Here is a 22,410-nt window from a genome sequence, read left to right as displayed (position 1 = left end):
TTACTCGCGATAAGCCAGATTTGAGGGCATAGTCTATCATGCGCTTAAGGGGTAGCGCATTTCTCAGGCGGGAGAGGACATGGCACAGATCGATTTCCGAAAAAAAATAAACTGGCATCGTCGTTACCGTTCGCCGCAGGGCGTGAAGACTGAGCATGAGATCCTGCGTATTTTCGAAAGCGATCGCGGACGTATTATCAATTCTCCGGCCATTCGCCGACTGCAACAAAAAACGCAGGTCTTTCCGCTGGAGCGCAATGCGGCGGTCCGTACGCGCCTGACGCACTCGATGGAAGTTCAGCAGGTTGGGCGCTATATCGCGAAAGAGATCCTCAGCCGACTGAAAGAACTAAAGCTGCTGGAGCAGTATGGTCTGGATGAACTGACGGGACCCTTTGAGAGTATTGTCGAAATGTCCTGCCTGATGCATGACATTGGTAATCCGCCGTTTGGCCATTTCGGGGAGGCGGCAATTAATGACTGGTTCCGCCAGCGGCTGTATCCCGCAGACGCGGAAAGTCAGCCCTTGAGTGATGACCGCTGCCAGGTGACGGCATTACGATTGCGTGAAGGCGAGGAGTCGCTGAATGATATTCGCCGCAAGGTGCGCCAGGACCTGTGCCATTTTGAAGGCAATGCGCAGGGAATTCGCCTTGTGCATACGTTGATGCGTATGAACCTTACCTGGGCGCAGGTTGGCGGTATTTTAAAATATACCCGTCCGGCGTGGTGGCGCGGTAGTGCACCCGAGACGCACAACTATTTAATGAAGAAGCCGGGTTATTACCTTTCTGAAGAACCGTATATTGAGCGGTTGCGTAAAGAATTATCATTAGCGCCTTACAGTCGTTTTCCATTAACCTGGATTATGGAGGCTGCCGATGATATCTCTTATTGCGTAGCGGATCTGGAAGATGCCGTTGAGAAAAGAATCTTTAGCGTCGAGCAACTTTATCACCACCTGTATGAGGCGTGGGGGCACCATGAAAAAGGTTCCCTGTTTAGCCAGGTTGTTGAGAACGCCTGGGAGAAATCACGTTCAAATACATTAAGTCGGAGTACCGAAGATCAGTTCTTTATGTATTTACGCGTCAATACGCTGAATAAACTGGTGCCGTATGCGGCCCAGAGGTTTATTGATAATTTGCCGCAGATTTATGAAGGCAGCTTTAATCATGCGCTGTTAGAAGATGCCAGCAGCTTCAGCCAGCTACTGGGTGTTTATAAAAATGTGGCGGTGAAACATGTATTTAGTCATCCGGATGTTGAACAGCTGGAATTACAGGGCTATCGGGTGATCAGCGGGTTGCTGGAGATCTATCAACCGTTATTGAAAATGTCTCAGTCAGATTTTTCTGAACTGGTCGACAATGAAAGAGTAAAACGTTTTCCTATCGAGTCCCGTTTATTTCAGAAGTTGTCTACCCGCCATCGTCTTGCGTATGTTGAGGCGGTTAGTAAAATATCGGTGGGGTGCGCAGAGTATTCGGTTCTGGAATATTATTATCGCTGCCGGTTGATCCAGGATTATATCAGCGGGATGACAGATTTGTATGCCTGGGATGAATATCGTCGCTTGATGGCCGTAGAACAATAAACACTCATTTGTAAAGACGGACAATAAAATTTTACTTTTTCCTTAAACTTGATTCTGGAACTTAGCGCTATAAAACGACTCTGACGTATACAGCAATTTTGCGTTACCTGTTAATCGAGAACGAAACACATGAAAAAAACCACATTAGCAATGAGTGCACTGGCTCTGAGTTTAGGTTTGGCGTTGTCCCCCCTGTCTGCCACAGCGGCTGAGACGTCGTCTTCAGCAATGACCGCCCAACAGATGCCAAGCCTGGCCCCGATGCTCGAAAAAGTGATGCCATCGGTGGTAAGTATTAACGTCGAGGGGAGCACGACGGTAAATACGCCGCGCATGCCGCGTAATTTCCAGCAGTTCTTCGGTGATAATTCACCGTTCTGTCAGGACGGTTCTCCGTTCCAGAGTTCACCGTTCTGTCAGGGCGGCGCACCGGGCGCTGGTAATGGCGGCGGCCAGCAGCAGAAATTTATGGCGCTCGGTTCCGGCGTAATTATTGATGCTGCGAAAGGGTATGTCGTGACCAATAACCACGTGGTGGATAACGCCACGGTGATTAAAGTTCAGTTGAGCGATGGTCGTAAATTTGATGCGAAGATCGTGGGTAAAGATCCGCGCTCCGATATCGCGCTGATCCAAATTCAGGATCCGAAAAACCTGACGGCGATTAAGCTGGCAGATTCCGACGCGCTGCGCGTGGGTGATTACACCGTGGCAATCGGTAACCCGTTTGGCCTCGGTGAAACGGTGACTTCCGGTATCGTTTCTGCGCTGGGTCGTAGCGGCCTGAATGCGGAAAACTACGAGAACTTTATCCAGACGGATGCAGCGATCAACCGGGGTAACTCCGGTGGTGCACTGGTCAACCTGAACGGTGAACTGATCGGTATTAACACCGCGATCCTCGCGCCGGACGGCGGTAACATCGGTATCGGTTTTGCAATCCCGAGCAACATGGTGAAAAACCTGACTTCGCAGATGGTTGAGTTCGGCCAGGTTAAACGCGGTGAGCTGGGTATTATGGGGACCGAACTGAGCTCTGAGCTGGCGAAAGCGATGAAAGTTGACGCCCAGCGTGGCGCATTCGTCAGCCAGGTAATGCCGAACTCTTCCGCAGCGAAAGCCGGTATTAAAGCCGGGGACGTGATTACCTCGCTGAACGGTAAACCTATCAGCAGCTTCGCCGCCCTGCGTGCGCAGGTGGGTACGATGCCGGTCGGCAGCAAGATCACCCTGGGTCTGCTGCGAGACGGTAAGCCGGTCACCGTGAACCTGGAATTGCAGCAGAGCAGCCAGACTCAGGTTGACTCCAGCTCTATCTTTAAAGGCATTGAAGGTGCCGATATGAGCAACAAAGGCCAGGACAAAGGGGTCGTGGTAAGCGACGTGAAACCGAGTTCTCCGGCTGCACAGATTGGCCTGAAGAAAGGGGATGTGATTATCGGTGCGAACCAGCAGCCGGTGAAAAACATCGCTGAACTGCGCAAAATTCTCGACAGCAAACCGGCTGTACTGGCGCTGAACATTCAGCGCGGTGACAGCTCAATCTATCTGTTGATGCAGTAATCTCCCTCAACCCCTTCCTGCACAGGAAGGGGTTTCTTTTTGTGATACTTCCCACAACTCCATACTTCTCTCTTCCGCTTTGTGCATCTGCACAATGTCGCCGCTTATTATCTTCCTTATGCTTGAGCTCTGCTCACAGGAGGGGTTTATGGCTGGCTGGCATCTTGATACCAAAATGGCGCAGGATATCGTGGCGCGCACCATGCGCATCATTGATACCAATATCAACGTAATGGATGCCCGTGGGCGGATAATCGGCAGCGGCGATCGCGAACGTATTGGTGAATTGCACGAAGGGGCGTTGCTGGTACTTTCGCAGGGTCGGGTGGTCGATATTGACGATGCGGTGGCCCGGCATTTACACGGTGTGCGTCAGGGGATAAACCTGCCGCTGCGTCTGGAAGGCGAAATCGTTGGCGTTATCGGCCTTACCGGCGAACCGGAACATCTGCGCAAATACGGCGAGTTAGTGTGTATGACCGCCGAAATGATGCTGGAACAGTCGCGCTTGATGCATCTGTTAGCGCAGGATAGCCGTCTGCGTGAAGAGCTGGTGATGAACCTGATTCAGGCGGAAGAGAATACGCCAGCGTTGATGGAATGGGCCCAGCGTTTAGGCATTGATTTGAACCAGCCGCGCGTGGTGGCGGTAGTGGAGGTCGACAGCGGTCAGCTTGGTGTTGACAGTGCGATGGCGGAACTACAGCAATTGCAGAATGCGTTGACCACGCCCGAACGCAATAATCTGATTGCGATTGTTTCTCTGACCGAGATGGTGGTGCTGAAACCGGCGCTTAATCAGTTTGGACGCTGGGACGCTGAAGATCATCGCAAGCGCGTTGAGCAGCTTATTGCCCGTATGAAAGAGAACGGACAGCTGCGTTTTCGCGTGTCGCTGGGCAACTATTTTACCGGGCCTGGTAGCATTGCCCGTTCGTATCGTACGGCGCGCACTACCATGATGGTCGGTAAACAGCGGATGCCGGAAAGCCGTAGCTATTTCTATCAGGATTTGATGTTGCCAGTGCTGCTGGACAGCCTGCGCGGCGGCTGGCAGGCCAATGAGCTGGCGCGTCCGTTGGTGAGGCTGAAGGCGATGGATAACAACGGATTGCTGCGTCGGACATTGGCGGCATGGTTTCGTCATAACGTCCAGCCGCTGGCGACCTCAAAGGCACTGTTTATTCATCGTAATACGCTGGAATATCGCCTGAATCGTATTTCAGAACTGACCGGGCTGGATCTGGGGAACTTCGACGACAGACTGCTGCTGTATGTGGCGTTACAACTGGATGAGCAGCATTGATTAATTGCCTGATGGGCGTTGCGCTATCAGGAAAAATGCCGGGTGGCAACTTCGCCTTACCCGGCCTACGAATACATTCACTCGCGGTTATTTACGCGTCAGTTTTTCCAGATCGGCTTCAATTTCGCTGATCTTGTTGGTCACGACGCTTTCCAGATGACGTAAATCATCAAGGATCTTGCGTTTAAGATCGACTTCGCTGCGATCGCGCTGGCAGATCTGATCCAGTTCGTCGATCACATAGCGCAGGTTGGGACTGATCTCCTGCACTTCTTTGTAACCCTGGCCGACGCCATCGGCGACAACCGTTTTACGCTGACGGGGATATTTGAACTTCACGCTCTTGGCAAAAAACTCGCCTTTATCCTTCTGGAAATAGATTTTCAGGATATCGTTGTTGGCTTCTTGCCGCAGGCTGTAACGATCGATCTCTTCAGGATTAGTAATGCCCAGACTTTTCAGATTGTCATACATAGCGGTACCCTTAAGCTCACTATAACCATTGAATAATTAACGAAAAGCCTTGTTTATGCCACTCGCAGATGTAAAAAAAGCGGGCTAAGCCCGCTTTTTCAAATCGCTGTTAGTCGATGGTGCGTAACAGTTCGTTGATTCCCACTTTGCCACGCGTTTTGGCATCGACTTTCTTCACAATCACCGCGCAGTACAGGCTGTATTTGCCATCTTTCGACGGCAGGTTGCCGGAGACAACTACGGAGCCTGCCGGAACGCGGCCATAATGCACTTCGCCAGTTTCGCGATCGTAAATACGGGTGCTCTGACCGATGTACACGCCCATGGAGATAACAGAACCTTCTTCGACGATCACGCCTTCAACCACTTCAGAGCGCGCGCCGATGAAGCAGTTGTCTTCGATGATGGTCGGGTTAGCCTGTAACGGCTCCAGTACGCCGCCGATGCCAACGCCGCCGGACAGGTGTACGTTTTTACCGATTTGCGCACAGGAACCGACTGTTGCCCAGGTATCAACCATCGTACCTTCATCAACATAAGCGCCGATGTTTACGTAAGATGGCATCAGCACGGTGTTACGGGCGATAAACGCACCCTGACGCACGGCCGCAGGCGGAACTACGCGGAAACCTTCCTTCTGGAAGCGCGCTTCGTCGTAGTTGGCGAATTTCATCGGTACTTTATCGAAGTAACGGCTTTCCGCACCTTCGATGACCTGATTATCGTTAATACGGAAAGAGAGCAGGACCGCCTTTTTCAGCCACTGATGCGTGACCCACTGACCCTCAATCTTCTCTGCGACGCGCAGTGCACCGGAATCCAGTAAAGAAATAACCTGATTCACCGCTTCGCGGGTTACGGTATCCACATTTGCCGGAGTAATGTCGGCACGGCGCTCGAAAGCGGACTCAATAACGTTCTGTAACTGCTGCATTGTTAAACTCTTTCCATAATAAATAAAAACATTACCCTTTATCGTTTGGATTGAGGGCCTCTGTCAACCGTTGATGCACTTCCTGCTGCAGCTCATTATTAAGGGCGCGCCGGTCGGCGGTGGCGATTATGAATAAATCTTCTACTCGCTCGCCAATGGTTGTAATTCGGGCGCCATGCAGCGAAATTCCCAGATCGGCAAAAATCTGCCCGACCCGCGCCAGCAGGCCGGGCTGGTCGAGAGCGATAAGCTCCAGGAACGATTTTCGGTCGGTATGGGTCGGCAAAAAGGTAACTTCAGTATCGACGGTAAAGTGGCGTAATTTTGCCGGTTGGCGACGCGGTTGCGGTGGCTGCCAGCTGCGCTGTGTGATGGCCTGTTCCAGTCCAAAACGGATCGCTTCGTGTCGGTCAGAAGACAGCGGGCTGCCGTCCGGCTCCAGCACGATGAACGTATCCATCGCCATTCCATCGCGGGTAGTGAAAATCTGCGCATCGTGGACGCTAAGATTACGCCTGTCCAGTTCGGCGCAGACGGCGGCAAACAGGTAAGGGCGGTCAGGGCTCCAGATGAAAATTTCTGTCCCGCCACGCGTGGCCTGTGGGCTGAGCAGGATCAACGGCTTGCTGAGATCGTGTTGCAGCAGATGACGCGCATGCCAGGCCAGCTGATTTGGGCTGTGACGCACGAAGTAGTTGGCGCGACAGCGCGACCAGATGTGGTGCAGCGCTTCTTCATCAATGTTGTCCATGCGTAGTAGCGCCAGCGCCTGAAGCTGATGATGGCGTACGCGCTCGCGCATATCCGGCGTATTTTGCATGCCACGACGCAGTTGTTTTTCCGTCGCGAAGTACAGCTCGCGCAGCAGGCTTTGCTTCCAGCTATTCCACAGCGTTTCGTTGGTGGCGCAAATATCCGCGACGGTCAGACACACCAAAAAGCGCAGACGGTGTTCCGTTTGTACCTCTTCGGCGAATTGCTTGATCACTTCGGGATCCTGAATATCGCGGCGCTGAGCGGTTACCGACATCAACAAATGCTGGCGCACCAGCCACACGATCAGCTGCGTTTCGCGGGAATTCAGGCCGTGCAGTTCGGCGAACTTGAGCACGTCCTGAGCGCCGAGCACCGAGTGATCACCGCCGCGGCCTTTGGCGATATCGTGGAACAGCGCGGCAATTAGAATCAGCTCCGGCTGTCGCAGACGCGGCCATAGATCCACACACAGCGGATGGCGCTGGCGGGTCTCTTCGTTGGCAAAACTTTCCAGCTTGAGCATTACGCGGATGGTGTGTTCATCCACTGTGTAGGCATGAAACAGGTCAAACTGCATTTGGCCGACAATATGCGACCATTGCGGCATATAGGCCCACAACACGCTGTGGCGATGCATCGGCAGCAGACCGCGGCTCACCGCGCCCGGATGGCGCAACATACTGAGAAAAAGGGATCGCGCTTCCGGGATGTAGCACAACGGCTGCGTTAAATGACGGCGGGCATGACGCAGATGGCGCAGCGTGGTGGAGTAAATCCCGCTGATCGCGCTGTTACGCACCATGATGTAAAACATCCGCAGTATCGCTTCGGGTTTGCGGATAAACAGATCGTCATCGCGCAGATCGATCAACGTGCCGCGCAGTTGAAAGTCGTCATCAATCGGGCGCGGTTTTTCATCGGCGGGCATGGCGAGGATCGCCTCGTCGAATAGCTGCAACAGCATGTGATTCAGTTCGCTGACCCGTCGGGTGACGCGGAAATAGTCTTTCATCATCCGCTCGATAGGCTCGTTGCCTTCACCGCCGTAGTTTAGCCGTTGCGCCACGCTGAGCTGGCGATCAAACAGCAGGCGGTTGTCGTAACGACTAACGACCAGATGCAGGGCGAAGCGAATCCGCCACAGGATATGCAAACATTCATTCAGTTCGGCGCGTTCAGCCAGCGTCAAAAAGCCGAAGCCGACCATTTCATCCAGAGACGTGGCGCCAAAATGACGGCGGGCGACCCATTGCAGAGTATGGATATCGCGCAGGCCGCCGGGACTGCTTTTGATATCCGGCTCCAGGTTGTAGCTGGTGCCGTGATAACGCTGGTGGCGCTGATTCTGCTCTTCCACTTTGGCAGCGTAAAACTTATCGGATGGCCAGAAACCTTCGCTAAAAATATGCTTTTGCAGCTCAAGAAACAGCGCCACATCGCCGATCAGCAGGCGTGTTTCAATCAGGTTAGTGGCGACGGTTAAATCTGATAATCCTTCCAGCAGACACTCTTCCAGCGTACGCACGCTGTGCCCAACCTCCAGCCTCACGTCCCATAGCAGCGTTAACAGCTCACCAACTTTTTCGGCCTGCGCGTCAGGTAGCTTTTTTCGACTCAGGATCAGCAGGTCAATATCGGAAAGCGGATGCAGTTCGCCGCGCCCGTAGCCGCCAACGGCAACCAGCGCCAGATCGGCTATTTGCCCGAACCCAGCTTCTATCCACAAACGCTGTAGCAGTTGGTCAATAAATTCAGTGCGGGCCTCAATGAGCTGCTCTGCAGAAATTCCACTGTCAAACGCTTCGCCTAGCCAGCTCTGGAAGGTGTCGATATGCGCTTTAATGCCGGAGCAGTTGAGATCTTGCTGTGGCCATGTCCCAGGGTTTTGCGGTTGGCCAGGCAGGGTGGGGAGGGCAGTATTTGCGTGCTGTTCAGGAAGAGTATTCATTATGCGCCACCCATTAAAAAGCCGGATGATGGCGTGAACGCCTTACCCGGCCTACTAAGTAGTACAATTTGTAGGCCTGATAAGCGACAGCGCCATCAGGCAAAACATTATTCGCCGTGTGTGATGATCGCCGGGATGGTGTCATCCTTGCGTAACGTCAGAATTTCACAGCCGTTTTCCGTCACTACAATAGTATGCTCGTACTGTGCAGACAAGCTCCGGTCTTTGGTCTTCACCGTCCAACCGTCTTTCATGGTGCGGATGCGGTAATCACCGGCATTCAGCATCGGTTCTACGGTGAACGTCATACCCGGCTGCAGTACCACACCGCCGTCGTCTGCATCGTAGTGCAGAACCTGCGGCTCTTCATGGAAGCCGCGACCGATACCGTGACCGCAGTATTCACGAACGACAGAGAAACCTTCACCTTCCGCGTATTTCTGAATTGCAGCGCCCAGCGTGCGCAGGCGAATGCCCGGTTTCACCATCCGCAGCGCCAGATACAGGCTTTCCTGCGTGACGCGGCACAGACGCTCGCCCAGAATAGTAGGTTTGCCGACGATAAACATTTTCGAGGTGTCACCGTGGTACTCGTCTTTAATCACGGTTACGTCGATGTTGACGATATCGCCGTCTTTCAGAAGTTTGGCGTCGTCCGGGATCCCGTGGCACACCACTTCATTAATAGAGATACACACGGATTTCGGATAGCCGTGGTAACCCAGGCAAGCGGAAATGGCCTGCTGCTCATTCACGATATAGTCATTACAGATGCGATCCAGCTCGCCGGTGCTGACGCCCGGTTTAACAAACGGTTCGATCATTTCCAGTACATCAGCGGCCAGGCGGCCAGCGACGCGCATTTTTTCGATTTCTTCAGGGGTCTTGATTGAGATAGCCATGAATTCTGTCCATCAGTGCCGATGATATCGGCAATAATTGTTTAAGTGTTGCCAATGGTATCAGTCTGGGGTGTACCCTGCCAAATTGAGAATCATTCTGAACTTCGCCTTTCGTGCCACAGATGCGTTGGCTACATTTTTTCACCCCAGTCACTTACTGGCCGTAAGCTCCCGGGGATTCAAAAATTTGCCGCCTGTCTGTAACACGAAATTCATTGTTCAATACAGCACAGACCGCCAACAATTATTGGTGTCGGTGGCGTATTTGTGGTATAAAGCGCGCCGGACTTCCGATCCATTCGAAGACTACACACGATGGACGGGAGCGACAAATCTCACTTTGTGTAACAACACACACGTATCGGCACATATTCCGGGGTGCCCTTTGGGGTCGGTAATATGGGATGCGTGGAGGCTTAACCCCAACTTTTATATATAGAGGTTTTAATCATGGCAACTGTTTCCATGCGCGACATGCTCAAGGCTGGTGTTCACTTTGGTCACCAGACCCGTTACTGGAACCCGAAAATGAAGCCGTTCATCTTCGGTGCGCGTAACAAAGTTCACATCATCAACCTTGAGAAAACTGTACCGATGTTCAACGAAGCTCTGGCTGAACTGAACAAGATCTCTGCTCGTAAAGGTAAAATCCTTTTCGTTGGTACTAAACGCGCTGCAAGCGAAGCGGTGAAAGAAGCTGCTAACAACTGCGACCAGTTCTTCGTGAACCATCGCTGGTTGGGCGGTATGCTGACTAACTGGAAAACCGTTCGTCAGTCCATCAAACGTCTGAAAGATCTGGAAACTCAGTCTCAGGACGGTACTTTCGAAAAGCTGACCAAGAAAGAAGCGCTGATGCGTACTCGTGAGCTTGAGAAACTGGAAAACAGCCTGGGCGGTATCAAAGACATGGGCGGTCTGCCGGACGCTCTGTTCGTAATCGATGCTGACCACGAGCACATTGCTATCAAAGAAGCAAACAACCTGGGTATCCCAGTATTTGCTATCGTTGATACCAACTCTGATCCGGACGGTGTTGATTTCGTTATCCCGGGTAACGACGACGCAATCCGTGCTGTGACCCTGTACCTGGGCGCTGTAGCTACTACCGTTCGTGAAGGCCGTTCTCAGGATCTGGCTTCCCAGGCGGAAGAAAGCTTCGTAGAAGCTGAATAATAAGGCACGCTCGTTAGAGCCCTTATAGACCAGGTAGTATCACGTTTGGTTAGGGGGCCTGTATATGGCCCCCTTTTTCACTTTTAAATCTGTGCGGTTTCATGCCGGGCAGATCAAATCTTCCGAGGATTTTAGAATGGCTGAAATTACCGCATCCCTGGTAAAAGAGCTGCGTGAGCGTACTGGCGCAGGCATGATGGATTGCAAAAAAGCACTGACTGAAGCTAATGGCGACATCGAGCTGGCAATCGAAAACATGCGTAAGTCCGGTGCAATCAAAGCAGCGAAAAAAGCAGGCAACGTTGCTGCTGACGGCGTAATCAAAACCAAAATCGACGGCAACATCGCTTTCATTCTGGAAGTTAACTGCCAGACTGACTTCGTTGCTAAAGATGCTGGTTTCCAGGCATTTGCTGACAAAGTACTGGACGCTGCCGTTGCTGGCAAAATCACTGACGTTGAAGTTCTGAAAGCACAGTTCGAAGAAGAACGTGTTGCTCTGGTTGCTAAAATCGGTGAGAACATCAACATCCGTCGCGTTGCTTCCCTGGAAGGCGAAGTTCTGGGTAACTACCAGCACGGTGCTCGTATCGGTGTTCTGGTTGCTGCAACTGGTGCTGACGAAGAACTGGTTAAACAGCTGGCAATGCACGTTGCTGCAAGCAAACCAGAATTCGTTAAGCCGGAAGACGTTTCCGCTGAAGTGGTAGAAAAAGAATACCAGGTTCAGCTGGACATCGCTATGCAGTCTGGCAAGCCGAAAGAAATCGCAGAGAAAATGGTTGAAGGCCGCATGAAGAAATTCACCGGCGAAGTTTCTCTGACCGGTCAGCCTTTCGTCATGGAACCGAGCAAATCTGTTGGTCAGCTGCTGAAAGAGCATAACGCTGACGTAACAGGCTTCATCCGCTTTGAAGTGGGTGAAGGCATCGAGAAAGTTGAGACTGACTTTGCAGCAGAAGTTGCTGCGATGTCCAAGCAGTCTTAATTTTTAAAGGAGCCGCCTGAGGGCGGCTTCTTTTTGTGTCTGGCTTGTAAATTCAGCGAACCGCTATAGTGGTCATGCTGAAAAGCGACATACAATGTCGCCGGAATTAACTCATCTCATTCGTTGACAGTCTCAGGAAAGAAACATGGCTACCAATGCAAAACCCGTCTACAAACGTATTCTGCTTAAGTTAAGTGGCGAAGCTCTGCAAGGTTCAGAAGGCTTCGGTATTGATGCAAGCATCCTTGACCGCATGGCTCAGGAAATTAAAGAGCTGGTTGAGCTGGGTATTCAGGTTGGCGTAGTGATTGGTGGTGGTAACCTGTTCCGTGGCGCTGGTCTGGCGAAAGCAGGGATGAACCGCGTTGTGGGCGACCACATGGGCATGTTAGCCACCGTAATGAACGGTCTGGCGATGCGCGATGCGCTTCACCGCGCCTATGTGAACGCTCGCTTGATGTCCGCAATTCCTCTGAACGGCGTGTGTGATAACTACAGCTGGGCTGAAGCTATCAGCCTGCTGCGTAACAACCGCGTTGTTATTTTGTCTGCGGGTACCGGCAATCCGTTCTTCACCACCGACTCTGCAGCCTGCCTGCGCGGTATTGAAATTGAAGCGGATGTGGTTCTGAAAGCCACCAAAGTCGATGGCGTATTTACTGCCGACCCGGCTAAAGATCCAACGGCGACCATGTACGAACAGTTGACCTACACTGAAGTGCTGGATAAAGAGCTGAAAGTCATGGATCTTGCCGCGTTCACGCTGGCTCGTGACCACAAATTACCGATTCGTGTCTTTAACATGAACAAACCAGGTGCACTGCGCCGTGTTGTTATGGGTGAAAAAGAAGGCACGTTAATCACGGAATAATTCCCGTTGCGGCTAAATGCAGGTAATATTCCGCTTTAATGTCGCGGGATACGTCCCTCAAAATTAATCAAGACTATACTTGTCACATCTTGCGTGGCGGGTATGGTCTGACTGAAACAAGCTTTCAAGGATTCGTAACGTGATCAACGATATCAGAAAAGATGCTGAAGTACGCATGGACAAATGCGTCGAAGCGTTCAAAAACCAAATCAGCAAAATTCGCACGGGCCGTGCTTCTCCTAGCCTGCTGGATGGTATTGTCGTGGAATATTACGGCACACCGACTCCGCTGCGCCAGCTGGCAAGCGTAACGGTTGAAGATTCCCGTACCCTGAAAATCAACGTGTTTGACCGTTCTATGGGTCCAGCCGTTGAGAAAGCAATCATGGCTTCCGACCTCGGTCTGAATCCAAGCTCTGCGGGCTCTGACATCCGCGTTCCGCTGCCGCCGCTGACTGAAGAACGTCGTAAAGATCTGACCAAGATCGTGCGTGGCGAAGCTGAAGGCGCGCGTGTTGCCGTACGTAACGTACGCCGCGATGCAAACGACAAAGTGAAAGCGTTGTTGAAAGAAAAAGAGATCAGCGAAGATGACGATCGCCGTTCTCAGGACGACGTACAGAAACTGACTGATGCTGCAATCAAGAAAGTTGATGCGGCGCTTGCAGAGAAAGAAGCGGAACTGATGCAGTTCTGATTCGCCTGTACGCTAAAAACGCCGCTTAGAAGGCCTGAGAAGGCTGGATGGCGGCGTTTTGCTTTTTTCTGTCTACATACTCTAAATAATTCAAGTTGCAGGAAGGCGGCGACGCCAAAGGCCGAGTAAAGCCAACGTACATGCAACTTGAAGTATGACGAGTAAAATTCTTCTGGATGTCCGATGAAGCAATTAACCATCCTGGGATCAACCGGTTCCATTGGTTGCAGTACGCTGGATGTAGTACGCCATAACCCGGAAAAATTTCGTGTTGCTGCGTTGGTGGCGGGTAAAAATGTTGCCCGTATGGTAGAGCAATGCCTGGAGTTTGCGCCTCGCTATGCGGTAATGGACGATGAAAAAAGCGCGGCACAGGTAAAAGCTGCTCTTTTGGCACAGGGTAGCCGTACCGAGGTTATGAGCGGGCAGCAGGCGGCCTGTGATATGGCTGCGCTGGATGATGTTGATCAGGTCATGGCGGCGATTGTCGGCGCAGCGGGCTTGCTGCCGACGCTGGCGGCAATTCGTGCCAGCAAAAGCATTTTGCTGGCAAATAAAGAATCTCTGGTGACCTGCGGTCGTCTGTTTATGGACGACGTGAAACGCCACAAAGCGCAGCTTTTGCCGGTAGATAGCGAGCATAACGCGATTTTTCAGAGTTTACCGCAACCTATCCAACACAATCTGGGATACGCTGACCTTGAGCAAAACGGCGTCATGTCAGTTCTGCTTACCGGGTCTGGTGGCCCATTCCGTGAGACGCCATTGCGCGATCTGGTCTCTATGACCCCCGATCAGGCATGTCGTCATCCTAATTGGTCGATGGGACGAAAAATCTCTGTCGATTCCGCCACCATGATGAACAAAGGTCTGGAATACATTGAAGCGCGTTGGTTATTTAATGCCAGTGCAAGCCAGATGGAAGTGCTGATTCACCCGCAGTCGGTTATTCATTCGATGGTTCGTTATCAGGATGGTAGTGTTCTGGCACAGTTGGGTGAACCTGACATGCGTACACCTATTGCCCATACCATGGCATGGCCAGAACGAGTGACGTCCGGTGTTAAGCCTGTCGACTTTTGCAAACTCAGTGCGTTGACGTTTTCCGCACCTGATTACCAGCGTTATCCATGCCTGAAACTGGCGATGGACGCGTTTGAGCAAGGGCAGGCGGCAACGACCGCACTCAATGCCGCGAATGAAATTACCGTTGCCGCATTCCTGGCGCAGCAGATCCGATTTACCGATATTGCTGACCTGAATTTATCCGTGCTGGATAAGATGGATTTACAGGAGCCGCAGAGCGTTGATGACGTGCTGAAGGTTGATGCTCTCGCGCGGGAGGTCGCCAGAAAAGAAGTGATGCGACTCTCAAGCTGATGATAATCCCTCTACGGAGAATCGTGCTATTTGTTAGCGTTGGGCTTCGGTGATATAGTCTGCGCCACTCGATCGCGGGTATTTGCTTTTTTTCGGTCGGGTAAGCCGTGGTTTGACACGGCTTTTTTGTGGATGGGCTTCAGTATTCCTGAGTACCGTAAATCCTTTCAGGGACTAATAACGCGTTATGTTGTCTGCAACTAAACCATTAAGCGAAAATTTGCCAGCACATGGTTGTCGCCATGTCGCAATTATCATGGATGGCAATGGCCGCTGGGCGAAAAAGCAAGGGAAGATTCGCGCCTTTGGGCATAAGGCCGGAGCAAAATCCGTCCGCCGGGCTGTCTCCTTTGCTGCCAATAACGGTATTGATGCGTTAACGCTGTATGCCTTTAGCAGTGAGAACTGGAACCGACCTGCGCAGGAAGTAAGTGCGTTAATGGAACTGTTTGTGTGGGCACTTGATAGCGAAGTGAAAAACCTACATCGCCATAACGTACGTCTGCGTATTATCGGGGATATCAGTCGATTTAACTCACGTTTGCAAGAACGGATTCGCAAATCAGAAGCGATTACCGCCCAGAATACCGGGTTGACGCTGAATATTGCAGCGAATTACGGTGGACGGTGGGATATTGTCCAGGGAGTCAGGCAACTGGCACAACAGGTGCGGGACGGTGTGCTGCATCCTGAGCAAATCGATGAAGAGATGCTCGGACAGCAAATTTGTATGCATGAACTGGCTCCTGTGGATTTAGTGATAAGGACTGGGGGAGAGCACCGAATTAGTAATTTTCTGTTGTGGCAAATTGCCTATGCCGAACTTTACTTTACCGATGTTCTCTGGCCCGATTTCGATGAACAAGACTTTGAAGGTGCGCTGCATGCCTTTGCTAATCGTGAGCGTCGTTTCGGCGGCACCGAGCCCGGTGATGAAAAAGCCTGATGGGGGTCGCTTTTGCTGAAGTATCGCCTGATTTCTGCTTTTGTTTTAATACCCGTTGTCATCGCGGCGCTGTTTTTGCTGCCGCCGGTGGGGTTCGCCATTGTTACGTTGGTCGTCTGTATGTTGGCCGCCTGGGAATGGGGACAGTTAAGCGGTTTTACCACGCGTACGCAGCGAGTCTGGCTGGCGGTTTTGTGCGGGCTATTGCTGGCACTGATGCTATTTTTGCTGCCAGAATACCATCGCAATATCCATCAACCGCTGGTTGAAGTATCGCTGTGGGCGTCGCTGGGCTGGTGGATCGTGGCGCTGTTACTGGTATTGTTTTATCCAGGTTCTGCGTCGGTCTGGCGTAATTCCAAAACATTACGCATAATTTTCGGCGTGTTAACCATTGTCCCGTTCTTTTGGGGAATGCTGGCGCTACGTGCATGGCATTATGATGAGAATCATTATAGTGGCGCGCTATGGCTGCTGTATGTCATGATCCTCGTTTGGGGAGCGGATTCTGGTGCGTATATGTTTGGTAAGCTGTTTGGCAAACATAAGCTGGCACCGAAGGTTTCTCCTGGTAAAACCTGGCAGGGTTTTATTGGCGGACTCGCCACTGCGGCCGTGATCTCATGGGGTTATGGCATGTGGGCGAATCTTGAAGTTGCGCCTGTCACCTTGCTCATTTGCTCCATCGTTGCAGCCCTGGCCTCCGTGCTGGGTGACCTGACCGAGAGTATGTTTAAGCGTGAAGCAGGTATTAAGGACAGTGGTCACTTAATTCCAGGACACGGCGGTATTCTGGATCGTATTGATAGCCTGACGGCTGCGGTACCGGTCTTTGCCTGCCTGTTGTTACTGGTATTCAGGACGCTCTAACGGATGGTCTTATGCTGAGTATTCTCTGGAATTTGGCTGCATTCATCATCGCACTTGGTGTGCTTATCACCGTGCATGAATTTGGTCATTTCTGGGTTGCACGGCGCTGCGGAGTCCGCGTCGAACGCTTTTCCATTGGCTTTGGAAAAGCGCTTTGGCGGCGTACCGATAAATCGGGTACGGAATACGTCATCGCCCTGATTCCCCTCGGCGGTTACGTCAAAATGCTGGATGAGCGAGCTGAACCGGTCGCACCGGAATTGCGCCATTACGCCTTCAACAATAAAACGGTTGGACAACGCGCAGCCATCATTGCCGCAGGTCCGATTGCAAACTTCCTTTTTGCTATTTTCGCTTACTGGTTGGTGTTTATCATCGGTGTCCCTGGCGTTCGTCCGGTTGTTGGTGAAATAACACCCAACTCGATTGCCGCACAGGCGCAAATTCAGCCGGGTACGGAACTAAAAGCGGTTGATGGCATCGAAACCCCTGATTGGGATGCCGTGCGATTGCAGCTGGTATCCAAAATTGGCGATGAGCATACGATCCTCAGCGTGGCGCAGTTTGGTAGCAATCAGCGGCAGGACAAAACGCTGGATTTACGCCATTGGGCATTTGAACCAGACAAAGAGGATCCTGTCTCTAGTTTGGGCATGCGTCCGCGCGGTCCGCAGATTGAACCGGTGCTGTCAGAAGTGCAGGTTAACTCCGCTGCAAGTAAGGCAGGTTTGCAAGCTGGCGACAGGATCGTTAAAGTCAATGGTCAGTCGCTGACGCAATGGATGACGTTCGTGACGCTGGTGCGCGATAATCCGGATAAGCCGTTAGCGCTAGATATTGAAAGGCAAGGAAGTTCCTTGTCTTTAACGTTAACCCCAGATTCAAAACAGGTTAACGGGAAGGCAGAAGGTTTTGCGGGCGTGGTGCCTAAAGTTATTCCTCTGCCTGATGAGTATAAGACTGTACGCCAGTATGGGCCATTCAGCGCCATCCTCGAAGCCTCGGATAAAACGTGGCAGTTGATGAAGCTGACGGTCAGTATGCTGGGAAAATTGATTACCGGTGATGTAAAACTGAACAACCTCAGTGGGCCGATTTCTATCGCCCAGGGGGCTGGGATGTCAGCGGAGTTCGGGATTATTTATTACCTGATGTTCCTTGCGCTTATCAGCGTGAACTTAGGGATAATCAACCTGTTTCCGTTGCCCGTTCTTGACGGGGGGCATCTGCTGTTCCTGGCGATTGAAAAGCTGAAGGGCGGTCCGGTATCCGAGCGGGTTCAAGACTTTAGTTATCGCATTGGCTCTATCTTGCTGGTGTTGTTAATGGGGCTTGCACTTTTCAATGATTTCTCTCGGTTGTAAGAGAGTGTTAGGAAGAACGCATAATAACGATGGCGATGAAAAAGTTGCTCATAGCGTCGCTGCTGTTTAGCAGCGCCACCGTATACGGTGCTGAAGGGTTCGTAGTGAAGGACATTCATTTCGAAGGCCTACAGCGAGTCGCCGTTGGTGCGGCTCTCCTCAGTATGCCGGTGCGCACAGGCGACACGGTTAATGATGAAGACATCAGTAATACCATTCGTGCTCTGTTCGCCACCGGTAACTTTGAGGATGTCCGCGTCCTGCGCGATGGTGATACCCTTCTGGTTCAGGTAAAAGAACGTCCGACGATTGCCAGCATCACTTTCTCCGGTAATAAATCGGTGAAAGATGACATGCTTAAGCAAAACCTCGAGGCGTCTGGCGTACGTGTTGGCGAGTCTCTGGATCGCACAACGCTTGCCGATATCGAAAAGGGCCTGGAAGATTTCTACTATAGCGTCGGTAAGTACAGCGCCAGTGTGAAAGCGGTGGTGACGCCGTTGCCGCGTAACCGCGTTGACCTCAAGCTGGTCTTCCAGGAAGGTGTTTCGGCGAAGATCCAACAGATCAATATCGTCGGCAACCATGCCTTCTCGACTGACGAACTTATCTCTCACTTCCAGTTGCGTGACGAAGTACCGTGGTGGAACGTGGTGGGCGATCGTAAATACCAGAAACAGAAACTGGCGGGCGACCTTGAAACCCTGCGCAGCTACTATCTGGATCGCGGTTATGCTCGCTTCAATATTGATTCCACTCAGGTCAGCCTGACGCCGGATAAAAAGGGTATCTACATCACCGTTAACATCACTGAAGGCGAGCAGTACAAGCTTTCTGGGGTTCAGGTGAGCGGTAACCTGGCCGGGCACTCCGCCGAAATTGAGACCCTGACGAAGATCGAGCCAGGTGAACTCTATAACGGCACCAAAGTGACCAAAATGGAAGATGACATCAAGAAGCTTCTGGGTCGCTATGGCTATGCCTATCCGCGCGTTCAGTCGCAGCCTGAAATCAACGACGCTGACAAAACCGTTAAATTGCGTGTAAACGTGGATGCGGGTAACCGTTTCTATGTGCGTAAGATCCGTTTTGAAGGTAACGACACTTCTAAAGACTCCGTTCTGCGTCGCGAAATGCGTCAGATGGAAGGCGCATGGTTGGGCAGCGATCTTGTCGACCAGGGTAAAGAGCGTCTGAACCGTCTGGGTTACTTTGAAACCGTTGATACTGATACTCAGCGTGTTCCGGGCCGCCCGGATCAGGTTGATGTAGTCTACAAGGTTAAAGAGCGTAACACCGGTAGCTTTAACTTCGGCGTCGGTTACGGTACCGAGAGCGGCGTGAGCTTCCAGGCTGGCGTTCAGCAAGATAACTGGTTAGGTACCGGTTATTCTGTCGGGATTAACGGCACCAAAAACGATTACCAGACCTATACTGAGTTGTCTGTCACTAACCCGTACTTCACCGTTGATGGTGTGAGCCTTGGTGGCCGCGTCTTCTATAACGACTTTGAAGCGGATGATGCAGACCTGTCCGACTATACCAACAAAAGTTATGGTACAGACGTGACGCTGGGCTTCCCGGTCAACGAATACAACACGTTGCGCGCGGGCCTGGGTTATGTACATAACAAACTGTCCAATATGCAGCCGCAGATCGCAATGGATCGTTATCTTGAGTCGATGGGACAATCCGCTGATACCAGCAGTTTTGCCGCTGATGATTTCACCTTTAACTACGGTTGGACATACAACAAGTTAGACCGTGGTTATTTCCCGACAGACGGTTCGCGTGTCAACCTGAACGGTAAAGTCACCATTCCGGGTTCTGACAACGAATACTACAAACTGTCGATGGATACCGCGACCTATATGCCGATCGATGACGACCACAAGTGGGTTGTTCTGGGTCGTACCAAGGTAGGTTATGGGGATGGCATTGGCAGCAAAGAGATGCCGTTCTACGAGAACTTCTACGCCGGTGGTTCCAGTACCGTGCGTGGCTTCCAGTCCAACACCATTGGTCCGAAAGCGGTCTATAAAAAGGGTGCTAGCACAGACTGGAATGACGGCGATAACGAAGAATGTACTCAGGATTCAGGCTGTAAATCAGATGATGCGGTAGGTGGTAACGCCATGGCTGTCGCCAGCCTGGAATTTATTACCCCGACGCCGTTTATCAGCGATAAGTATGCTAACTCGGTCCGTACTTCCTTCTTCTGGGATATGGGTACCGTTTGGGATACTAACTGGGATCCGTCATCTGCGCCGTCGGATGTGCCGGACTATAGTGATCCGAGCAATATCCGTATGTCAGCGGGTATCGCGTTACAATGGATGTCCCCATTGGGGCCGTTGGTTTTCTCCTACGCCCAGCCGTTCAAGAAGTACGATGGAGACAAAGCGGAACAGTTCCAGTTTAACATTGGTAAAACCTGGTAACTGTTCTTCGCAAAGGAATGTAGTGGTAGTGTAGCGATGACTTTAGGCGATCTTGCATGGGATCGCCTGGCCACGCAAAGAACTGCACCTTCGGGTGCAAATGGGATGGTAAGGAGTTAATTGTGAAAAAGTGGTTATTAGCTGCAGGTCTCGGTTTAGCGATGGCAACGTCCGCACAGGCTGCTGACAAAATTGCAATCGTCAATATGGGTAGCCTGTTCCAACAGGTTGCACAGAAGACGGGTGTTTCTGCTACGCTGGAAAACGAGTTCAAAGGCCGTGCCAGCGAACTGCAGCGTATGGAATCCGATCTGCAATCTAAAATGCAGCGTCTGCAATCAATGAAAGCGGGTAGCGATCGTACCAAGCTGGAAAAAGACGTTATGGCTCAGCGCCAGACTTTCTCTCAGAAAGCTCAGGCTTTCGAGCAGGATCGTGCACGTCGTTCCAACGAAGAACGTGGCAAACTGGTTACTCGTATCCAGACAGCTGTGAAATCTGTCGCCAGCAGCCAGAGCATTGATCTGGTCGTTGACGCAAACACCGTTGCATACAACAGCAGCGATGTAAAAGACATCACCGCTGACGTACTGAAACAGGTTAAATAAGTAATGCCTTCAATTCGACTGGCTGATTTAGCAGAGCAGTTGGATGCAGAATTACACGGTGATGGCGATATCGTCATCACCGGCGTAGCGTCCATGCAATCTGCGCAAACTGGCAATATCACGTTCATGGTGAATCCTAAGTACCGTGAACATTTAGGCGTATGCCAGGCTTCTGCCGTAGTAATGACGCAGGACGATCTTCCTTTTGCTAAGAGTGCAGCGCTGGTAGTGAAGAATCCCTACCTGACTTATGCACGTATGGCGCAAATTTTAGATACCACGCCTCAGCCTGCACAGAACATTGCACCGAGTGCAGTGATCGATGCAACGGCGAAGCTGGGTAGTAATGTCTCTGTGGGCGCAAATGCGGTCATTGAGTCTGGCGTAGAACTGGGTGATAACGTCGTTATCGGCGCAGGCTGCTTCGTCGGGAAAAATACCAAAATCGGTGCAGGTTCACGCTTGTGGGCGAATGTGACGATTTACCACGACATCCAGATCGGCGAAAATTGCCTGATCCAGTCAAGCACTGTCGTTGGATCTGATGGATTTGGTTACGCGAACGATCGCGGTAACTGGGTGAAGATCCCGCAGCTTGGTCGCGTGATTATCGGCGATCGCGTCGAGATCGGCGCTTGTACCACCATTGACCGTGGTGCTCTGGACGATACTGTGATCGGTAATGGTGTTATCATTGATAACCAGTGCCAGATTGCGCATAACGTTGTGATTGGCGACAATACGGCGGTAGCCGGTGGCGTCATTATGGCGGGTAGCCTGAAGATTGGCCGTTACTGCATGATTGGCGGCGCCAGCGTGATCAATGGGCATATGGAAATATGCGACAAAGTCACGGTGACTGGCATGGGTATGGTGATGCGTCCTATCACCGAACCTGGCGTCTATTCCTCAGGCATTCCGCTACAACCCAATAAGGTATGGCGTAAAACAGCTGCACTGGTGATGAATATTGATGATATGAGCAAGCGCCTCAAAGCGATTGAGCGCAAGGTTAATCAACAAGACTAAAGCACCGTTTTTGCATGTCTGACTTTTCGGCCTGTCCCATTCATACGATTGCGACAGGCCGTGTTATTATTGCCTTTTAGTATATTTTGACAGGAAGAGTATTTTGACTACTAACACTCATACTCTGCATATTGAAGAGATTTTAGAACTTCTGCCGCACCGTTTTCCGTTTCTGCTGGTTGACCGCGTGCTGGATTTTGAAGAAGGTCGTTTTCTACGCGCAGTGAAAAATGTATCCGTTAACGAGCCTTTCTTTCAGGGCCATTTCCCGGGTAAACCTATTTTCCCTGGCGTATTGATTCTGGAAGCGATGGCACAGGCTACCGGTATCCTCGCGTTTAAAAGCGTAGGAAAACTGGAACCAGGCGAACTGTATTATTTCGCGGGTATTGACGAAGCACGCTTTAAGCGTCCTGTCGTGCCTGGCGATCAGATGATCATGGAAGTGACTTTCGAAAAAACGCGCCGTGGCCTGACCCGTTTTAAAGGGGTTGCGCTGGTCGACGGTAAAGTTGTGTGCGAAGCAACGATGATGTGTGCCCGTAGCCGGGAGGCCTGAT

At 51.6% G+C, this 22,410-nt stretch carries 19 protein-coding genes; 15 read left to right on the top strand and 4 right to left on the bottom strand.

The window, feature by feature from the left end:
• Nucleotides 1-79: 79 nt before the first annotated feature.
• The 3 genes from dgt to cdaR all read left to right on the top strand — a co-directional run bounded on the left by dgt (nt 80) and on the right by cdaR (nt 4,466).
• Nucleotides 80-1,597: a dGTPase gene (gene dgt, locus BZK41_RS02265; protein WP_079937037.1), complete on the top strand. Its 1,518-nt coding sequence runs from the start codon at nt 80-82 to the stop codon at nt 1,595-1,597.
• Between the two features lie 129 nt (nt 1,598-1,726).
• Complete coding sequence (gene degP, locus BZK41_RS02255; RefSeq protein WP_079937036.1) at nt 1,727-3,160, top strand: serine endoprotease DegP; 1,434 nt, start codon at nt 1,727-1,729, stop codon at nt 3,158-3,160.
• A gap of 148 nt (nt 3,161-3,308) precedes the next feature.
• Nucleotides 3,309-4,466, top strand: a complete 1,158-nt coding sequence (gene cdaR, locus BZK41_RS02250; RefSeq protein ID WP_003018564.1) for a DNA-binding transcriptional regulator CdaR — start codon at nt 3,309-3,311, stop codon at nt 4,464-4,466.
• Between the two features lie 87 nt (nt 4,467-4,553).
• On the opposite strand, the gene BZK41_RS02245 is transcribed toward cdaR, so the two are convergent.
• The 4 genes from BZK41_RS02245 to map all read right to left on the bottom strand — a co-directional run bounded on the left by BZK41_RS02245 (nt 4,554) and on the right by map (nt 9,480).
• On the bottom strand, nt 4,554-4,940 hold the full coding sequence (locus BZK41_RS02245; RefSeq protein WP_003018562.1) for a DUF3461 family protein: 387 nt from the start codon (nt 4,938-4,940) through the stop codon (nt 4,554-4,556).
• Nucleotides 4,941-5,049: 109 nt separating this feature from the next.
• On the bottom strand, nt 5,050-5,874 hold the full coding sequence (gene dapD, locus BZK41_RS02240) for a 2,3,4,5-tetrahydropyridine-2,6-dicarboxylate N-succinyltransferase (RefSeq protein ID WP_003829186.1): 825 nt from the start codon (nt 5,872-5,874) through the stop codon (nt 5,050-5,052).
• A gap of 31 nt (nt 5,875-5,905) precedes the next feature.
• Entirely contained in the window at nt 5,906-8,578 is a 2,673-nt protein-coding gene (glnD, locus tag BZK41_RS02235) for a bifunctional uridylyltransferase/uridylyl-removing protein GlnD (RefSeq protein ID WP_079937035.1), read from the bottom strand.
• A gap of 107 nt (nt 8,579-8,685) precedes the next feature.
• Nucleotides 8,686-9,480, bottom strand: a complete 795-nt coding sequence (gene map, locus BZK41_RS02230; protein WP_003018555.1) for a type I methionyl aminopeptidase — start codon at nt 9,478-9,480, stop codon at nt 8,686-8,688.
• Nucleotides 9,481-9,930: 450 nt separating this feature from the next.
• Here map and rpsB point away from each other — a divergent pair, with 450 nt between their 5' ends.
• The 12 genes from rpsB (at nt 9,931) to fabZ (ending at nt 22,409) form a co-directional block, all read left to right on the top strand.
• The gene (gene rpsB, locus BZK41_RS02220; RefSeq protein WP_016151758.1) at nt 9,931-10,656 is read left to right on the top strand and encodes a 30S ribosomal protein S2; all 726 of its coding nucleotides are present in this window, start codon (nt 9,931-9,933) and stop codon (nt 10,654-10,656) included.
• Nucleotides 10,657-10,792: 136 nt separating this feature from the next.
• Nucleotides 10,793-11,644 carry a translation elongation factor Ts gene (gene tsf, locus BZK41_RS02215; protein ID WP_003018551.1) on the top strand — a complete coding sequence of 284 codons (852 nt, stop codon included), beginning with the start codon at nt 10,793-10,795 and terminating at the stop codon, nt 11,642-11,644.
• A gap of 145 nt (nt 11,645-11,789) precedes the next feature.
• Nucleotides 11,790-12,515 (top strand): UMP kinase, encoded by a 726-nt coding sequence (gene pyrH, locus BZK41_RS02210; RefSeq protein ID WP_003018549.1) that lies wholly within the window; start codon nt 11,790-11,792, stop codon nt 12,513-12,515.
• Nucleotides 12,516-12,654: 139 nt separating this feature from the next.
• Nucleotides 12,655-13,212, top strand: a complete 558-nt coding sequence (gene frr, locus BZK41_RS02205) for a ribosome recycling factor (RefSeq protein ID WP_003018547.1) — start codon at nt 12,655-12,657, stop codon at nt 13,210-13,212.
• 183 nt (nt 13,213-13,395) lie between these two features.
• Complete coding sequence (ispC, locus tag BZK41_RS02200) at nt 13,396-14,592, top strand: 1-deoxy-D-xylulose-5-phosphate reductoisomerase (RefSeq protein WP_079937034.1); 1,197 nt, start codon at nt 13,396-13,398, stop codon at nt 14,590-14,592.
• 187 nt (nt 14,593-14,779) lie between these two features.
• Entirely contained in the window at nt 14,780-15,538 is a 759-nt protein-coding gene (gene ispU, locus BZK41_RS02195; RefSeq protein WP_079937033.1) for a (2E,6E)-farnesyl-diphosphate-specific ditrans,polycis-undecaprenyl-diphosphate synthase, read from the top strand.
• 12 nt (nt 15,539-15,550) lie between these two features.
• Nucleotides 15,551-16,408, top strand: a complete 858-nt coding sequence (gene cdsA, locus BZK41_RS02190) for a phosphatidate cytidylyltransferase (protein WP_038637406.1) — start codon at nt 15,551-15,553, stop codon at nt 16,406-16,408.
• 11 nt (nt 16,409-16,419) lie between these two features.
• Nucleotides 16,420-17,772 (top strand): sigma E protease regulator RseP, encoded by a 1,353-nt coding sequence (gene rseP, locus BZK41_RS02185; protein ID WP_079937032.1) that lies wholly within the window; start codon nt 16,420-16,422, stop codon nt 17,770-17,772.
• Nucleotides 17,773-17,801: 29 nt separating this feature from the next.
• Nucleotides 17,802-20,213, top strand: coding sequence for an outer membrane protein assembly factor BamA (bamA, locus tag BZK41_RS02180; protein WP_003829172.1), 2,412 nt, complete (start codon nt 17,802-17,804; stop codon nt 20,211-20,213).
• Nucleotides 20,214-20,335: 122 nt separating this feature from the next.
• Entirely contained in the window at nt 20,336-20,821 is a 486-nt protein-coding gene (gene skp, locus BZK41_RS02175; protein WP_003018533.1) for a molecular chaperone Skp, read from the top strand.
• A gap of 3 nt (nt 20,822-20,824) precedes the next feature.
• Nucleotides 20,825-21,850 carry a UDP-3-O-(3-hydroxymyristoyl)glucosamine N-acyltransferase gene (gene lpxD, locus BZK41_RS02170; protein ID WP_016149581.1) on the top strand — a complete coding sequence of 342 codons (1,026 nt, stop codon included), beginning with the start codon at nt 20,825-20,827 and terminating at the stop codon, nt 21,848-21,850.
• A gap of 103 nt (nt 21,851-21,953) precedes the next feature.
• The gene (gene fabZ, locus BZK41_RS02165) at nt 21,954-22,409 is read left to right on the top strand and encodes a 3-hydroxyacyl-ACP dehydratase FabZ (RefSeq protein ID WP_003018528.1); all 456 of its coding nucleotides are present in this window, start codon (nt 21,954-21,956) and stop codon (nt 22,407-22,409) included.
• Nucleotide 22,410: the final 1 nt, after the last annotated feature.

It is taken from the genome of Citrobacter sp. A316 (assembly GCF_002042945.1).
GTDB lineage: Bacteria > Pseudomonadota > Gammaproteobacteria > Enterobacterales > Enterobacteriaceae > Citrobacter > Citrobacter portucalensis.
Note: the sequence above shows the minus strand (reverse complement) of the source record. Positions and strands in the feature narration are given on the sequence as shown.

What these genes read in the sequence shown, in the direction of transcription:
- ispC (WP_079937034.1), top strand. Translation starts at nt 13,396, where the DNA reads ATGAAGCAATTAACCATCCTGGGATCAACCGGTTCCATTGGTTGCAGT.
- lpxD (WP_016149581.1), top strand. Translation starts at nt 20,825, where the DNA reads ATGCCTTCAATTCGACTGGCTGATTTAGCAGAGCAGTTGGATGCAGAA.
- rpsB (WP_016151758.1), top strand. Translation starts at nt 9,931, where the DNA reads ATGGCAACTGTTTCCATGCGCGACATGCTCAAGGCTGGTGTTCACTTT.
- cdaR (WP_003018564.1), top strand. Translation starts at nt 3,309, where the DNA reads ATGGCTGGCTGGCATCTTGATACCAAAATGGCGCAGGATATCGTGGCG.
- map (WP_003018555.1), bottom strand. Translation starts at nt 9,480, where the DNA reads ATGGCTATCTCAATCAAGACCCCTGAAGAAATCGAAAAAATGCGCGTC.
- bamA (WP_003829172.1), top strand. Translation starts at nt 17,802, where the DNA reads ATGGCGATGAAAAAGTTGCTCATAGCGTCGCTGCTGTTTAGCAGCGCC.
- ispU (WP_079937033.1), top strand. Translation starts at nt 14,780, where the DNA reads ATGTTGTCTGCAACTAAACCATTAAGCGAAAATTTGCCAGCACATGGT.
- pyrH (WP_003018549.1), top strand. Translation starts at nt 11,790, where the DNA reads ATGGCTACCAATGCAAAACCCGTCTACAAACGTATTCTGCTTAAGTTA.
- rseP (WP_079937032.1), top strand. Translation starts at nt 16,420, where the DNA reads ATGCTGAGTATTCTCTGGAATTTGGCTGCATTCATCATCGCACTTGGT.
- degP (WP_079937036.1), top strand. Translation starts at nt 1,727, where the DNA reads ATGAAAAAAACCACATTAGCAATGAGTGCACTGGCTCTGAGTTTAGGT.
- glnD (WP_079937035.1), bottom strand. Translation starts at nt 8,578, where the DNA reads ATGAATACTCTTCCTGAACAGCACGCAAATACTGCCCTCCCCACCCTG.
- tsf (WP_003018551.1), top strand. Translation starts at nt 10,793, where the DNA reads ATGGCTGAAATTACCGCATCCCTGGTAAAAGAGCTGCGTGAGCGTACT.
- dgt (WP_079937037.1), top strand. Translation starts at nt 80, where the DNA reads ATGGCACAGATCGATTTCCGAAAAAAAATAAACTGGCATCGTCGTTAC.
- dapD (WP_003829186.1), bottom strand. Translation starts at nt 5,874, where the DNA reads ATGCAGCAGTTACAGAACGTTATTGAGTCCGCTTTCGAGCGCCGTGCC.
- BZK41_RS02245 (WP_003018562.1), bottom strand. Translation starts at nt 4,940, where the DNA reads ATGTATGACAATCTGAAAAGTCTGGGCATTACTAATCCTGAAGAGATC.